At 74.5% G+C, this 14,470-nt stretch carries 11 protein-coding genes; 8 read left to right on the top strand and 3 right to left on the bottom strand.

Annotation, left to right across the window (positions count from 1 at the left end):
• Window positions 1-25: 25 nt before the first annotated feature.
• Complete coding sequence (locus WCD58_RS18155) at window positions 26-1,042, bottom strand: NAD-dependent epimerase/dehydratase family protein (protein ID WP_337704458.1); 1,017 nt, start codon at window positions 1,040-1,042, stop codon at window positions 26-28.
• 258 nt (window positions 1,043-1,300) lie between these two features.
• On the opposite strand from WCD58_RS18155, the gene WCD58_RS18150 reads away from it, so the two are divergent.
• Both WCD58_RS18150 and WCD58_RS18145 read left to right on the top strand, forming a co-directional pair.
• Window positions 1,301-2,140: a PhzF family phenazine biosynthesis protein gene (locus tag WCD58_RS18150; RefSeq protein WP_337704457.1), complete on the top strand. Its 840-nt coding sequence runs from the start codon at window positions 1,301-1,303 to the stop codon at window positions 2,138-2,140.
• A gap of 74 nt (window positions 2,141-2,214) precedes the next feature.
• Window positions 2,215-2,964 carry a GIDE domain-containing protein gene (locus WCD58_RS18145; RefSeq protein WP_337704456.1) on the top strand — a complete coding sequence of 250 codons (750 nt, stop codon included), beginning with the start codon at window positions 2,215-2,217 and terminating at the stop codon, window positions 2,962-2,964.
• Here the strand turns inward: WCD58_RS18145 and WCD58_RS18140 are convergent.
• Entirely contained in the window at window positions 2,961-3,818 is an 858-nt protein-coding gene (locus tag WCD58_RS18140; RefSeq protein WP_337704455.1) for a nitrilase-related carbon-nitrogen hydrolase, read from the bottom strand. The two genes, WCD58_RS18145 and WCD58_RS18140, sit on opposite strands and share 4 nt — an antisense overlap.
• A gap of 68 nt (window positions 3,819-3,886) precedes the next feature.
• A complete protein-coding gene (gene mycP / locus WCD58_RS18135) occupies window positions 3,887-5,257 on the bottom strand; it encodes a type VII secretion-associated serine protease mycosin (protein WP_337704454.1) in 1,371 nt (456 codons plus the stop codon).
• Window positions 5,258-5,545: 288 nt separating this feature from the next.
• Between mycP and WCD58_RS18130 the strand changes: the two genes are divergently transcribed.
• From WCD58_RS18130 to WCD58_RS18105, 6 genes are all read left to right on the top strand, one after another.
• Window positions 5,546-6,508: a hypothetical protein gene (locus WCD58_RS18130; protein ID WP_337704453.1), complete on the top strand. Its 963-nt coding sequence runs from the start codon at window positions 5,546-5,548 to the stop codon at window positions 6,506-6,508.
• Window positions 6,505-7,422, top strand: a complete 918-nt coding sequence (locus WCD58_RS18125) for a hypothetical protein (RefSeq protein WP_337704452.1) — start codon at window positions 6,505-6,507, stop codon at window positions 7,420-7,422. The genes WCD58_RS18130 and WCD58_RS18125 overlap by 4 nt, the downstream gene beginning before the upstream one ends.
• 60 nt (window positions 7,423-7,482) lie before the next feature.
• Window positions 7,483-9,147 carry an NAD(P)/FAD-dependent oxidoreductase gene (locus WCD58_RS18120; RefSeq protein ID WP_337704451.1) on the top strand — a complete coding sequence of 555 codons (1,665 nt, stop codon included), beginning with the start codon at window positions 7,483-7,485 and terminating at the stop codon, window positions 9,145-9,147.
• Window positions 9,144-10,625 (top strand): ATP-binding protein, encoded by a 1,482-nt coding sequence (locus tag WCD58_RS18115; protein WP_337704450.1) that lies wholly within the window; start codon window positions 9,144-9,146, stop codon window positions 10,623-10,625. The genes WCD58_RS18120 and WCD58_RS18115 overlap by 4 nt, the downstream gene beginning before the upstream one ends.
• A gap of 83 nt (window positions 10,626-10,708) precedes the next feature.
• Complete coding sequence (gene asnB / locus WCD58_RS18110) at window positions 10,709-12,565, top strand: asparagine synthase (glutamine-hydrolyzing) (protein ID WP_337704449.1); 1,857 nt, start codon at window positions 10,709-10,711, stop codon at window positions 12,563-12,565.
• 653 nt (window positions 12,566-13,218) lie between these two features.
• On the top strand, window positions 13,219-14,427 hold the full coding sequence (locus WCD58_RS18105; RefSeq protein WP_337704600.1) for a DUF445 domain-containing protein: 1,209 nt from the start codon (window positions 13,219-13,221) through the stop codon (window positions 14,425-14,427).
• The last annotated feature ends 43 nt before the right edge of the window (window positions 14,428-14,470 follow it).

Here is a 14,470-nt window from a genome sequence, read left to right as displayed (position 1 = left end):
GGATCACAGTAGCGAGGCCCACCCGTCACCCCGTCGGGGCAGCCCCTGTTGCGCAGCGCTGCACCAGCTCCGCCTCCCGGGTGGCCCCGAATCCGGCGGCGAGCCCGGGGTCGCCGCGCTCCCGCTGCCAGGCGAGGACGTCGCGGGCGGTGTCGAGCGCCGGACGGAACCGGAGGCCGGCGGTCAGGGCCGCGGAGGAGTCGATCGCGTCCTGCGGGATCTGGTCCTCGGGGAACCACAGCGGCCGCTGCTCCTCGTCGACGTCGCGCAGTGCCGCGCGCAGGGCGTCCTCGCCGGCCCAGGCCCACGTGACGTCGCCGGGACGCCCGCCGGCCGCCTCCAGACAGGCGTCGAGCACCGCGGACAAGGGCTGGGCGCGCCCGGGGCCGACGGTGTCGAACACGCCGGCACGCCCCTCGCCGAGCGCGTGTACCGCGAAGGCGGCGATGTCGCGGGCGTCGCTGTACTGCACGGCGCGTGTGGGGTCGCCCGGCGCGAGGACGGTCCGCGACGCCTGCCCGGCCAGCGCGCGCGCGAGGCGCACCGGCCACCACGTGAAGCGGTCGGACGGGTCGCGCGGCCCGACCATGACGCCGACGCGCAGCACGGTCACCGGGCCGTCGAACGCGCCGGCGACCGCGTCCTCGGCGGCGAGCTTGGCCAGCGAGCGCTCCTGGAGCGGGTCGTCGCACGCCGCGTCGCCGGGCCGGCGCACCGGGGCGTCCTCGTCCGGCACCGCCGGGCCGCGCGGGTGGTAGACGCTCATGCCCGACACGTAGCCGAGCGCGCCGACGGCCCCGCGCAGCCGCCGCGCGGTCGCCCGGACGGCGTCGGGGTCGGAGAACGTGTCGAGCGCGGCGTCGAAGGCGCGGCCGTCGAGGGCGGAGAGGTCGCCGTGCCGGTCGACGGTCAGCGCCTCCACCCCGTCGAGCGGGGCGGTGCCCGACCGGCTCGCGACGGTGACCTCGTGGCCGGCGACGCGCGCCGCGTCCGCCACGTGGTAGCCGAGGAACCCGCCGCCGCCCAGCACCAGCAGTCGCATCGACGCGGCTACCCCGCCCGCGGACGGTGACACGCCGATCGCCGGCGGTGGTGATCTTCGGCCGTCAGGGTGGAGGTACTTGGCTGACGGTTGCCAACAATGTGACCGTCAGTGGCGAAACGCGATCAGCGGACCTCCCGGCGTCCCCGCCGGATCCCGTTCCCGGGGCGTGGTGGGGCGGCCCACGCCCCGGGACGGACCAGCTGCCCGTCGATCAGTGGGCCGACGGCCTGACTTCGACGGGTCGCACACGGCACCATGGGCGTCGTGCAGCTCCACCTCGTCGATGCGTTCACGTCCTCGCCCTTCACCGGCAACCCGGCCGGGGTGTGTCTCACCGACGCCGACGACGCCGCCTGGATGCAGGCGGTCGCGGCGGAGGTCAACGTCTCCGAGACGGCGTTCGTCGACCTCTCGACGCTCGCGGGCACGGGCGAGGTGGGCCTGCGCTGGTTCACGCCGACCGTCGAGGTGGAGATCTGCGGGCACGCGACGCTGGCCAGCGCGCACGTGCTCTTCGAGCAGGGCCTCGCGACGTCGCCCATCGCCTTCCGCACCGCCTCCGGCGTGCTGCTCGCCGAGGCGCTGGCCGGCGGCGGCATCCAGCTCGACTTCCCGGTCGACGAGCCGGTGTCGGCACTGCCCGACGGCCACCTGGCCGACGAGTTCGCCGACGCCCTCGGCGCCGCGGTCGTCGAGCTCGCGCGCTGCCGCTACGACGTCCTCGTCGAGATCCCGTCGGCCGAGGAGGTGCGGGGACTCGAGCCGGACCTGTCGGTGCTCAAGGCGGCCAGCGGGCGCGGGGTGATCGTCACCGCGCGGGCGGGTGACGACCCGAGCCCCGGCGCGCCGGACTTCGTCTCGCGGTTCTTCGCCCCCGCCGTCGGCATCGACGAGGACCCCGTGACGGGGTCGGCGCACTGCTGCCTCGCGCCGTACTGGGCCAGGCGGCTCGGGCGCGAGCGCCTCGTCGGGGCCCAGCTCTCCCCGCGCGGCGGCGAGGTCGGGGTCGAGCTGGCCGGCGAGCGCGTGTACCTGCGCGGCGACGCGGTCACCGTCAGTCGCGGCGAGCTGCTCCCGGCGGCCACGAAGATCTGAGGCTGGTCACCTGTCCGGTTCTCGCCTACTCTCTGTAGCGTTCGTCCGTTGATCGGCACAGGGAGTCACCCATCATGTGGATCGTCGGCCTCGTGCTGGTCGCGCTCGGTGTCGCCGGCTTCTTCGCCGCGCAGAGCACCCGCAAGCGCCGCCACGCGATGATCGCGGCCGAGACCCTGCCGATCGCCGAGCTCGAGGAGCACCGGCGCACCCTGTCCGACCTCGGGACGACCGGCGGCTTCCGCAAGGTCTGCGAGGTCGTCGGCGCCGCGCACCCGCACCCCGACGGCCCGCTGCGCGCGCCCCAGAGCGGCGTCGAGTGCGTCTGGTACCGCCAGACCGTCGTGCACAAGATCAGCGAGTCGTACCGCGACTCCGACGGCGACTGGCACCGCCGCGAGCGCAACGACACCGTCCTCGACGACACCTCCCGCCAGGGCTACGCCCTCGTCGACGACACCGGGATCATCGGCGTCGACCCGAACGGCACCGCGCCCGACCGCCCCGAGAAGATCCACGAGCGGTTCGAGCCCGGCGGCGGTGGCGGCGGGTTCTGGAATCGCGGCAGCGAGACGCTGGGCATGACCTACACCGAGTGGGTCATCCGGCCCGGTCAGCGCCTCTACGTCCTCGGCGAGGTGCACGACCGGATCGGCCCGCTCGTGATCGGCAAGCCGGAGTCGTCGTCGGACCACTTCATCGTCTCGACACGCTCCGAGCAGGAGATCCGGGACAGCGCGGTGGGCTCGCAGCGCTGGTTCGCGTGGGGCGGCACGGCCCTCGCGGTGCTGGGGCTCGTGCTCGTCGTGGTCGGGCTGCTCTAGAGATCCCCACCCTCGTCGAGGAGCCGGTCGATCTCGCGGCGCAGCAGCCCCAGCCGGGCCTCGCGGACGAGCGGGATGTCGCGGCGGCGCCGGCGCACGTCGGCGAGGTCGATGTCGATCGTGCAGGTCTCCTCGGCCTCCGGGCCCTCGCCGCACTCGCCGACGACCTCGCCCCACGGGTCGACGACGTGGCTGCCGCCCCAGAACGTCAGCCCGCCCTCGACGCCGACCCGGTTCACGAACACGACGAACAGCTGGTACAGCCGCCCGTAGAACGTGGTGATGTTGCGCCAGTACTCCTTGGAGTCGTAGCGCTCCGGCGACATCGACTGCGCCGAGTTCGCCGGCACGAGCAGCAGGTGCGCCCCGTCCTGGACCGACAGGAAGGCCACCTGCGGCTGCCAGGCGTCGTTGCAGATCAGCGTCGCCGCGCGGTGGCGCCCGCCCCGCACCCCGTACGCGCGGGAGTGCTGGCCGGGCAGGAAGTGCTTGCGCTCCTCGAACGTCGAGTACGTCGGCAGGTAGAGCTTGCGGTGGGTGTGGACGAGCTGCCCGCCCTCGTAGTAGCCGGCGCTGTTGTAGGTGTGCAGGCCGTGCCCGCCGGCCTCGGGGAACCCGAGCAGCACCCCGGCGCCGCCGGCGCGCTGCGAGATGCGCAGCAGGCGCGGGTCGTCGGGGGAGAGCGAGAGGTCCTGGGGCACGTCCCCGATCTGGTAGCCCGACAGCGACAGCTCCGGGAAGACGACGAGGTCGGAGTCGTTGTCGACGGCCTCCGCGACCACCCGCTCGGCGCGCTTGAGGTTGCCGTCGAGGTCGCCGAGCGCGGCGTCGGTCTGGGCGAGCGTGATGCGCACGCGGGCTCCTCGGGGTCGGTGCCGCGGGCGGCGAAGAGGACGGACGACTCCGGGCCACCCCGGCCGCCTCAGCGCGACCGACGTGCCCGTCGCGCGACGAGGACGATCAGGCCGGCGCCACCCAGCAGCGCCATCGCTGCCGCCGACCCGACCAGCGCCACGGTGCGCGATCCGGAGTGTGCATCCCGTGCATCCGTCAGGTCGACCCGACCCGCCCCCGCGGGCGAGACCGACGCCGGTCCGGGCCCGGTGAACTCGTCCGGACGGACGTCGGCGACCGCCGCCACGGGGTCGACGACGCCGGCGCCGACCGCGTCGTCGCGGCCCCCGGCCTGGCCGCCGCGGTCGGCCGAGGAGGTCACGCGCGCCATGACCTGGCGGGCGTCGAGGCCGGGGTAGCGGGCGCGGACGAGCGCGACCACCCCGCTGACGTAGGGGGCGGCGAAGCTCGTGCCCTCGATCGCGATCGGGCGGCCGGCGCCGATCGGGGTGATCGTGTCGACCAGCCCCGACCCGGCCGGGTCCAGCGAGACGATCTCCGAGCCGGGCGCGGCGAGCGACACCCACGGGCCCCGGATGCTCTGGGGTGCGGGCAGGCCGTCGCGGCGCGTGTAGCCGACCGACAGGACGTCGTCGCCGAACCACGCAGGCGCGACCACCTGCCCGGAGCTCTGGCCGTCCGGGTTCTGCACGCAGGCGCCCGACCCGGCGTTGCCCGCGGCCGCGACCACGACCACGTTCGCGTCGACCGCGGCGCGCACGGCGGCCCGCAGACCGGCGAGGCCGCGGCCCGCGTCACCGGCGGGGACGCAGGCGGCCTCCGAGATGTTGATGACGGTCGCGCCGAGGGCCGTCGCGCGCAGCACCGCCTCGGCGAGGGTGTCGACGTTGCCCCCGCCGGTGGTGGTCGAGCCGTCCGGCGCGGTGGTGGACACGGTGGCGCTGGACTGGCGGATCGAGAGCACGCGGGCGTCCGGGGCGACGCCGACGAAGCCGGTGCCCGGGTCCGGCGCCGCGGCGATGATCCCGGCGACGAGCGTGCCGTGGCCGTCGCAGTCGACCAGGCCGCCCGCGGAGCCGACGAAGTCGCCGCCGTCGACGAGGCGGCCCGCGAGGCGGGGGTGCCTGCTGACGCCGGTGTCGATCACCGCGACCGTCTGGCCCGCCCCGCGCGTGAACCGCCAGGCGTCGGTGAAGCGCAGGCGCTGCTGGGACCAGGGCGCGCCCGCGATCACCCCGCCGCCGTCGGAGCGCACGCACGGCACACGCGCCTGCGAGCCGGGCAGCGGGCGGGGGTCCGGGTCGAGGCGGACGAGCGCCGCGGGATCGGGCGGGGGCGGCACGGGGGCGTCGGCGTGCGCGGCGCCGGGGGTGGCGACGAGCAGCGCGGCGGCGACCACCACGACGACCGTGCGGGCCGCCCGCCCCCCGAGGATCACCGTTCGCACAGTAGGAGGTGCGCGCCCCGGGGGTGGGGCTTTCGCGGGACTCGGGCGGCGCCGGGGTGGGGTAGCGAGGGACTCCCTCGCTGCGTGGCACGCACCCAGGGCGTCCCTCGCTCGCGACCCGCGCACCCAGGGTGTCCCTCGCTCCCGCACGGCGCCCTGGGCATCGGTGGCTCTCGGTGGCACGGTTCGCGGGCATCTCGTCCAGAGCTTCACCCTGATGGTCTAGTTGTCCGTCTTGTCGTCTCTCTCCGTAGCATCCACGCTGATCAGGGAGGAACGATGACCGCGACGACGACGACGCGTGACGGTGGGCTGCCCGGCGGAGGGCCGGCGCCCCGCTGGTCGCCGCGACGCCTCGGACACCACCGCTACCTCGGGTGGGCCGGCGCGCTGCTGCTCGCCGCCGTCGCCATGGGCATCGCGATCGCGCTCGACACCTCGCCCGGTCCCGGCCTCACCGACGGCGGCGCGCTCACGGTGATGGTGGTGGTGTGCCTGACGGCGCCGGTGCTGGTGTGGATGACGGTCCACGAGGTCGTCACGGCCGTGCGCCGCCGGGTGCGCGACGACGTCCGGGTCTACGGCACCGGGCAGGCCGTCCGCGGCGCCGCGCCCGCGTCGGTGCCCGGCGAGCTGTCGTGGCAGCGGGCCCCCGAGGAGGTGCTCCTGCACGTCGACGTCGACCACGTCCCGGACGCCGCCCGGGTCGTCGAGCGCGCCGTGCGCCACGGCCGGCACCGCTACGTCGAGGGCGGCGACGAGGTCCTGCGGCTGCAGAGCGGCCGCGGCACGCTCACCGCCACGGAGCGCGGGGGCCGCATCCGCCACCGCGCCACGCGCGTCGCCCGCCCCGGCCGCTACCGGGCCCGCTGGGACGTCGACCTCGACGGCCGCCGCCTGAGCTGCGAGGTCGGCGGCCTGCCGCCGGTGCCCCGGCGCACCCTGCTCGAGCCGGACGGCACGGCGTGGCTCGTGCACACGGGCACGCCCTCGCTGCTCGACCAGCTGCGCGGCGGGCGCGCCGCGCGCCTGCGCCCGCACGGCCGCCTGCCCGAGGACCTCGACCCGGACGCCGTCGCCTTCTGCCTGTGGCTGTTCTGCGAGCTCGAGGCACACCTGGACCGGACCCGCCGCTACGGCCAGGAGCACGACGCCCCGCGCGGGCCCGAGCCCGTCGCCGACGCCTGGGCCGGCCACCCGCCGGCCGACGTCCACGTCCCGATGCAGGAGGCCCGCCCGTGACCGCGACGCTCGACCCCGCGCGCCCCGCCCACGGGGGCCCCGCGCCCCGGTGGTCACCGCGGCGGCTGGGCCACCACCGCTACCTGTGGTGGCTCGGCGCGCTCGTGCTCGCCGGCGTCGTCGCGGCCGTCGCGGTGACGTCCGACCCGGACCCGGCGCCCGGCATCGCCGACGACGGTGCGGTGAACGTGCTGACCGCGGTCATCGTGATCACCCCGATCCTCCTGTGGGGCCTGGTCCACCAGCTCGTCTCGGCCGTGCGCCGCCGCGTGCGCGACGACGTCCGCGAGTACGGCGTCGGCCAGCCCGTCGCCGTGCGGCCGCCCGACCCGGCCTCGCCGGGTGGCAGTGACGACCGGGTGCGCTGGTTCGTCGACGTCGACCACGTCCCCGGTGCCGTGGTCGTCCGCGACCGCCAGGGGCGCGGCGGGCCCTCCTCGTGGCTCGACGACGGGGAGCGGCGCCTGCGGCTGCGGGCGCGGTCGGGGCTCATGACGGCGAGCGAGTCGACCGGCCCCGTCCTCGTCGCGCGCCGCTCCGGCCGAGCGGGGCAGCGGCACTGGGAGATCACCGTCGAGGGGATCCGGCTGCGCTGCGCGGTGCGGGGCTCGTTCCCGGTGCCGCGCCGCACGCTCGTCGACGACGACGGGAAGGCGTGGCTCGTGCAGGTCGGCCGCGCCCGGCGCGGGCGGGTCCACCCGTCGGGCCGCGTGCCCGAGCGCCTCTCGCCCGCCGCGGCCGCGTTCGTCGTCTGGTTCGTCGCCGAGCTCGACGGCAAGATCCGGGCCGCGCGCGACGCCCCGCTCACCGGCGGCGGCACGGACGGCGGGAGCGACTCGACGTGGTGGGACACGGGCTCGTCGGACACGGGCACGGACACGGGCGGCGACAGCGGCGGCACCAGCAGTGACTGAGGGGTTCGCCCTCCGCTCAATCGATCGAGAAGCGACCGGTGACGGCCTAGGCTGGACGCCGTGGCCCGCCCGGTGATCCTGACCGTCGACGACGACCCCGCGGTGTCCCGTGCCGTCGCCCGCGACCTGCGGCGCGAGTACGGCGAGCACCACCGCATCGTGCGCGCGGAGTCCGGGCCCGCGGCCCTGGACGCGCTGCGCGAGATCGCGCTGCGGGGCGAGCAGGTCGCGGTGATCCTCGCCGACCAGCGGATGCCCCGGATGTCCGGCGTCGAGTTCCTCGAGCAGGCCATGGACCTGTTCCCGCGCGCCCGCCGCGTCCTGCTCACGGCGTACGCCGACACCGACGCGGCGATCACCGCGATCAACGTCGTCGACCTCGACCACTACCTGCTCAAGCCGTGGGACCCGCCGGAGGAGAAGCTCTACCCGGTCGTCGACTCGCTGCTCGCCGCCTGGCGCGACTCCTCGGACCGTCCCTCGGCGACCATCCGCATCGTCGGCAACCGCTGGTCGGCGCGCTCCTACGAGCTCCGCGACCTCGCGGCGCGCAACCAGGTGTCCTACGACTTCTACCTGGCCGAGGCGCCCGAGGGCGCGCGGCTGCTCGAGGCGGCCGGCGCCGATCCCGACCTGCTGCCCGTGGTCATCACCGAGGACGGGCGCGCGCTCGTGCAGCCCACCGACGCCCAGGTCGCCGAGGCGGCCGGCCTCGCGACCACGGCGTCGGAGGACGTCTACGACCTCGTGGTGGTCGGCGGCGGGCCCGCGGGCCTGGGCGCGAGCGTCTACGGCGGCTCCGAGGGCCTGCGCACCGTGCTCGTCGAGTCCCGCGCCACCGGCGGCCAGGCGGGCACGTCGAGCCGCATCGAGAACTACCTCGGCTTCCCCAACGGCGTCTCCGGCGACCAGCTGACGACGCGCGCGCGGCTGCAGGCCGAGAAGTTCGGCACCGAGGTACTCACCACGCGCACGGTCACCGCCCTGGAGCCCCGCGGGCGGGCGCGCGTGGTCCGCTTCGACGACGGCTCGGAGATCACCGCGCACGCCGTCGTGCTGGCCACCGGCGTCTCGTACCGGATGCTCGACTGCCCGGGCCTCGAGGACCACACCGGGCAGGGCGTCTTCTACGGCGCCGCGGCCACCGAGGCCGCCTCGTGCGCCGCGCAGGACGTCTACGTCGTGGGCGGGGCGAACTCCGCGGGCCAGGCGGCGATGAACTTCTCCCGCCACGCCGCGAAGGTGGTCATGCTCGTGCGCGGCCCGTCGCTGACGGCGTCGATGTCGCACTACCTCATCGAGCAGATCGAGGCGAACCCGCGCATCGAGGTGCGCACGTGCACCGAGGTGTGCGCGGCCGCGGGCACCGGCCACCTCGAGAAGCTGACGCTGCGCGACAGGAACACCGGCGCCGAGGAGACGGTCGAGGCGTCCTGGCTGTTCGTGTTCATCGGCGCCGCCCCGCGCACCGACTGGCTGGACGGCGTCGTCGCCCGCGACGGTCGCGGGTTCGTCCTCACGGGGCCCGACCTGCCCCGCGAGGAGAACGGACGCGCTCCGGCGGGATGGGAACCGGACCGGGATCCGTTCCACCTGGAGACGTCCGTGCCCGGGGTCTTCGCCGTCGGCGATGTCCGGGCCGATTCGGTCAAGCGCGTCGCGTCCGCGGTCGGTGAGGGCGCGATGGCGGTGAGTCTGGTGCACCGATGGCTGGAGAACCGATGACCACGACAGAGCAGCTCCCCGAGAAGGTCACCCGCGACGAGCTGCGCGAGCTGTTCCTCTTCGAGAAGCTCGACGACGACCAGCTCGACTGGCTCGCCGCGCACGGCGACCAGGTCGCGTTCCCGGCCGGCGAGACGGTGTGCCGCGAGGGCGACCCGGCGAGCTGCTTCTGGGTGCTGCTGGCCGGCGAGATCTCGATGGCGCAGACCATCCGCGGCGACGAGGTGGAGACCACCCGCACCTCGCAGCGCGGCGCCTACGGCGGATCGATGCAGGCCTACATCCCGAGCGCCGAGCAGACCTACCAGTCCACGCTGCGGGCGACGAAGGCGTCGACGCTGCTCGCCCTGCCCGCCACCGAGTGGGCCGACGCGCTGCGCACGTGGTTCCCGCTGCCGATCCACCTGCTCGAGGGCCTCGTCGTCGGCATGCGCCGCACCTCGACGATCCAGAGCGAGCGCGAGCGCCTGCTCGCCCTCGGCTCGCTGTCCGCGGGCCTGACCCACGAGCTCAACAACCCCGCCGCCGCGGCCCAGCGCGCCACCGAGTCGCTGCGCAGCCGCGTCGCCGGCATGCGCCACAAGCTCGGCCTGCTCGCCTGCGGCAAGCTCGACGGCCCGACCGTCGCGCAGCTGGTCGAGCTGCAGGAGGACGCGGTCAACCGGGCGGAGACCGCCCCGGAGCTCTCGGCGCTCGAGGCCTCGGACGCCGAGGACGAGCTCGGCGACTGGCTCGACGAGCGCGGCGTCGGCGGCGCGTGGGACCTCGCGCCCGTGCTGGTCGCGGGCGGCCTGGACGCCGAGTGGCTCGACAAGGTCGAGCGCGCGGTGCCCGAGGGCTCGATCGAGGCGGCGGTGCGCTGGATCGCCTACGCCGTCGAGACCGAGACGCTCATGGGCGAGATCACCGACGCCACGGCGCGCATCTCGAACCTCGTCGGCGCCGCCCGTCAGTACTCGCAGCTCGACCGTGCGCCGTTCCAGGAGGTCGACCTGCGCGACCTGCTGAAGTCGACGCTGGTGATGATGAACCGCAAGCTCGAGGGCATCCGGCTGGTCAAGGAGCTCGACCCCGACCTGCCGAAGATCCCGGCCTACGCCGCCGAGCTGAACCAGGTGTGGACCAACATCATCGACAACGCCGTCGGGGCCATGCACTCCCACGGCGACGGCACCGGCACGCTGACCATCCGCACCCGCCGCGACGGCCCGCACGCGATCGTCGAGATCGGGGACACCGGCCCCGGCATCCCCGAGGACGTGCGCCCGCGCATCTTCGAGCCGTTCTTCACCACCAAGGACGTCGGCGAGGGCACCGGCCTGGGCCTGGACATCTCCTGGCGCATCGTGGTCAAGAAGCACCACGGCGACATCCGCGTGCACACCGGCCCGGAGGGCACGACGTTCGAGGTCTGCCTGCCGCTCGAGGGGCCGGCCCGCGAGGACGTGCCGGCCGAGGACGTCGACGAGACCGTGTGACATCAAAGTGAGCTTTACTTAGTTACGTAAGCTAAATATCAGGGCAGTCCTCCTCCGTCACCGTCGACGAGGAGGTCGTGGCCATGTGTGGCATCGCGGGAGCCGTGGACCTGGCGCGTGGGGTGGACCGCGCCGAGGTCGAACCGATGGTCGAGACCATGAGCTGCCGCGGTCCGGACGACGCGGGTCTGTGGCTGTCCGACGGCGACCGCGGCCCCGCCGCCATGGGTCATCGCCGGCTCGCCGTGGTCGACGTGCCCGGCGGACGCCAGCCGATGACGATCGAGCACGGTGGCGAGACGCTGCTGACGCTCGTGTTCTCCGGCGAGGTCTACAACTTCCGCGAGCTGCGCCAGGAGCTCGAGGGCCGCGGGCACACCTTCCGCACCGCCTCGGACACCGAGGTCGTGCTGGTCGGCTGGCTCGAGTGGGGCTCCGCGGTGGTCGAGCGCCTCAACGGCATGTTCGCCTTCGCGATCTGGGACACCCGGCGCGAGGAGCTCTTCCTGGTGCGCGACCGCATGGGCGTCAAGCCGCTGTACTACTACCCGACGCCGGACGGTGCGCTGTTCGGCTCGGAGCCCAAGGCGATCCTCGCCCACCCGCGCAGCGAGGCCGTGCTCGATCTCGACGGGATGCGCGAGCTCCTGGCGCACGTCAAGACGCCCGAGCACGGGATCTACCGGGGCCTGTACGAGGTGCGCCCCGGGTCGTGGGTGCGCGTGCGCCGCGAGGGCGTCGACGTCCACCGGTACTGGCAGCTCGAGGCCCTGGAGCACACCGACGACCGGGCGACGACGGTCGCCCACGTCCGCGAGCTGCTCGACGACATCGTCGACCGCCAGCTCATCGCCGACGTGCCGCTGTGCGCGCTGCTCTCCGGCGGCCTGGACTCCTCGGCGATCACCGCGCTCGCGGCGCAGAAGCTCCGCGCCCAGGACGCCGGCCCGGTGCGGTCGTTCTCGGTGGACTTCGTCGGCTACGAGGACTCCTTCGCCGCCGACCCCATGCGCGACACCCCCGACGGGCCCTACGTCCGCGAGCTCGCCGAGCACGTCGCCGCCGACCACTCGGCGATCACGCTGTCCAACGACGACCTCACGGACCCCGACGCCCGGGCCGCCGTGCTCGCCGCGCGGGACGTGCCCGTGTCGATCGGCGACATGGACACCTCGCTCTACCTGCTGTTCAAGGCGATCCGCGGGCGCTCGACCGTGGCGCTGTCGGGGGAGTCGGCCGACGAGGTGTTCGGCGGCTACCGCTGGTTCCACGACGCCGACGCCGTCGACGCGGACACGTTCCCGTGGATGGCGGCGACGCGGATGGGGCCGCTGGACCACTCGACCTCGCACTTCGCCCCGGATCTGCGCGACCAGCTCCACCTCGCCGACTACGTCGACGCCTCCTACCGCGACGCGCTGGCCGAGGTGCCCCACATCGACGGGGTGAGCGCGCAGGAACGGCGGATGCGGGAGGTCTGCTACCTGCACCTGACCCGGTTCGTGCAGATCCTGCTCGACCGCAAGGACCGCATGAGCATGGCGAGCGGGCTCGAGGTGCGCGTGCCGTTCTGCGACCACCGGCTCGTCCAGTACGTCTTCAACACCCCGTGGGCGCTCAAGACCTTCGACGGCCGGGAGAAGAGCCTGCTGCGCGCGGCGACCCGCGACCTGCTGCCGGCGTCCATCGCCGACCGGGTCAAGAGCCCCTACCCGTCGACGCAGGACCCGGGCTACGAGAAGGCGCTGCGGACCTCGATCGCCGACCTGGTGTCCGACCGCGAGGCCCCGGTGCGCGACCTCGTCGACGTCGAGGCCCTGCGCTCCGCGGTCGACGCCCCGCAGGACGGCCCGAGCATCGACACCGACCGCGCGAAGCTGGAGTCGGTGCTGCAGCTCGACGCGTGGCTGCGCCGGTACCGCCCGACGCTGGCGCTCTGAGCCCGGCGATCGCGCCCTGGCCGTAGGGGCGCCCCCCGGTCACCGTGGGGCAGCACGGCGACCGGGGGACGCGAGACCCCCTGCGGCCGGGCGCGGTCGGTCGCAGGGGGGACCGGGTCGTCCCCAGCGGGACGGCTCGGGTGTCGGCGGGTCCGTCGACGTCCACGTCACCCGGGGCGACCGACGGCCGTGACGACCGTGCGGCGACTCCGGCGCGAACGGCGGCGACAACGGCACCAGTCCAACGAGCGAAGTCGCCCGGGCGATACGCACTCTCGCCGTCCTGTCCGCGATTCGCGCCGGGCGGTGGCCGGGTTCACCGAAGCGGGGGACGAATCGGGTGTGATCCAGGTCTCATGACCACTCCACGGTGGGGATGGGCGACGCCCCGCGCACCGCCTGCGCCCCACGCCGCCGGTGGGACACTGGAGGACGTGCAGACCGCCCAGGGACCGGACCGTGGTGCCGGCCGGAGTGCGTCCGAGCTCGATCCGGGGCTGGACCCGCCGACCGACCCCGTCGTCCGGCCGGTGCCCGCCGTGCGAACCGAGGAGGACGCCCCGCCGCCGTCGGGGTCGTCGCGGCCGTCCTCGGGGAGCTTCACGCCCAGCGGCTTCGTCGACGACCCCGAGAAGCGCGCCCGCCTGCGCCGCATGAAGGCGGTGGCGCTGGGCTTCCTGCTCGGTGCCGCGGTCGTCTGGGTCGTCTTCCTGCTCTGGGAGAACAACGGGGGGCCGGCGTTCACGGGCTACGTGCGCGCGGCCGCCGAGGCGGGGGTGGTCGGCGGGCTCGCCGACTGGTTCGCGGTCACGGCGCTGTTCCGCCACCCGCTGGGCATCAAGATCCCGCACACGGCGCTCATCCCGCGCAAGAAGGACCAGCTCGGGGCGAGCCTGTCCGACTTCGTCGGCGGCAACTTCCTCGCGCCCACGGTGGTCGGCGAGAAGCTGCGTGCGGCGCAGATCTCCGCGCGCCTCGGCGGCTGGCTCTCGACGCCCGGCAACGCCGAGCGCGTCACCGCCGAGCTCGCCACCGTCGTGCGCGGCGCGGTCACCGTGCTGCGCGACGACGAGATCCAGGCCGTCGTCGACCAGGCCGTGACGCGCCGGGTCGTCGCCCAGCCCTGGGGGCCGCCGCTGGGCCGGCTGCTCGAGGGCGTGCTGTCCGACGGGTCGCACCGCCGGCTCGTCGACCTGATCTGCGACCGCGCCTACGACTGGGTGCGCAACAACCACGAGACCGTGATGGCGCTGGTCAGCAAGCAGGCGCCGAGCTGGTCGCCGCGGTTCGTCGACGGGATCATCGCCGACCGCCTCTACGCGGAGGCGCTGTCGTTCGCCTGGGCGGTGAAGTCCGACCAGGAGCACCCGCTGCGCAAGGCCATCGACCGCTTCCTCGTCTCCTTCGCCGGCGACCTGCAGAACGACCCCGAGACCGGCGAGCGCGTCGAGGCCATCAAGCAGCAGCTCCTCGAGCACCCCGACGTCCAGGCGCTGATCTCGCGGGCGTGGGCCACCGGCAAGGCGATGCTCCTCGACGCCGCCGAGGACCCGTCGTCGCAGCTGCGCCTGCGGGTCACCGACGGCATCGCCCGCTTCGGTGAGCGTCTCGACAACGAGCAGGACCTCCGCGACAAGATCGACGGCTGGATCGTCGAGGCCGCGTCGTACGTCGTCGGCCGCTACTCCGGCGAGATCTCCACGCTGATCTCCGACACCGTCGCGCGCTGGGACGGGCCGGAGACGTCGCGGAAGGTCGAGCTGCAGGTCGGGCGCGACCTCCAGTTCATCCGCATCAACGGCACGCTCGTCGGCGCGCTGGCGGGCCTGATCATCTACTCGGTGGGCGAGCTGCTGGTGTAGCCGGGGGCTTTCCTGACGTTGAGCGTCAGCGTGGCCGCCACGC

It is taken from the genome of Actinomycetospora flava (assembly GCF_037400335.1).
Taxonomy (GTDB): Bacteria; Actinomycetota; Actinomycetes; order Mycobacteriales; family Pseudonocardiaceae; genus Actinomycetospora; species Actinomycetospora flava.
Note: the sequence above shows the minus strand (reverse complement) of the source record. Positions and strands in the feature narration are given on the sequence as shown.

What these genes read in the sequence shown, in the direction of transcription:
- WCD58_RS18150 (WP_337704457.1), top strand. Translation starts at nt 1,301, where the DNA reads ATGGGCGTCGTGCAGCTCCACCTCGTCGATGCGTTCACGTCCTCGCCC.
- WCD58_RS18105 (WP_337704600.1), top strand. Translation starts at nt 13,219, where the DNA reads ATGAAGGCGGTGGCGCTGGGCTTCCTGCTCGGTGCCGCGGTCGTCTGG.
- asnB (WP_337704449.1), top strand. Translation starts at nt 10,709, where the DNA reads ATGTGTGGCATCGCGGGAGCCGTGGACCTGGCGCGTGGGGTGGACCGC.
- WCD58_RS18145 (WP_337704456.1), top strand. Translation starts at nt 2,215, where the DNA reads ATGTGGATCGTCGGCCTCGTGCTGGTCGCGCTCGGTGTCGCCGGCTTC.
- WCD58_RS18115 (WP_337704450.1), top strand. Translation starts at nt 9,144, where the DNA reads ATGACCACGACAGAGCAGCTCCCCGAGAAGGTCACCCGCGACGAGCTG.
- WCD58_RS18155 (WP_337704458.1), bottom strand. Translation starts at nt 1,042, where the DNA reads ATGCGACTGCTGGTGCTGGGCGGCGGCGGGTTCCTCGGCTACCACGTG.
- WCD58_RS18130 (WP_337704453.1), top strand. Translation starts at nt 5,546, where the DNA reads ATGACCGCGACGACGACGACGCGTGACGGTGGGCTGCCCGGCGGAGGG.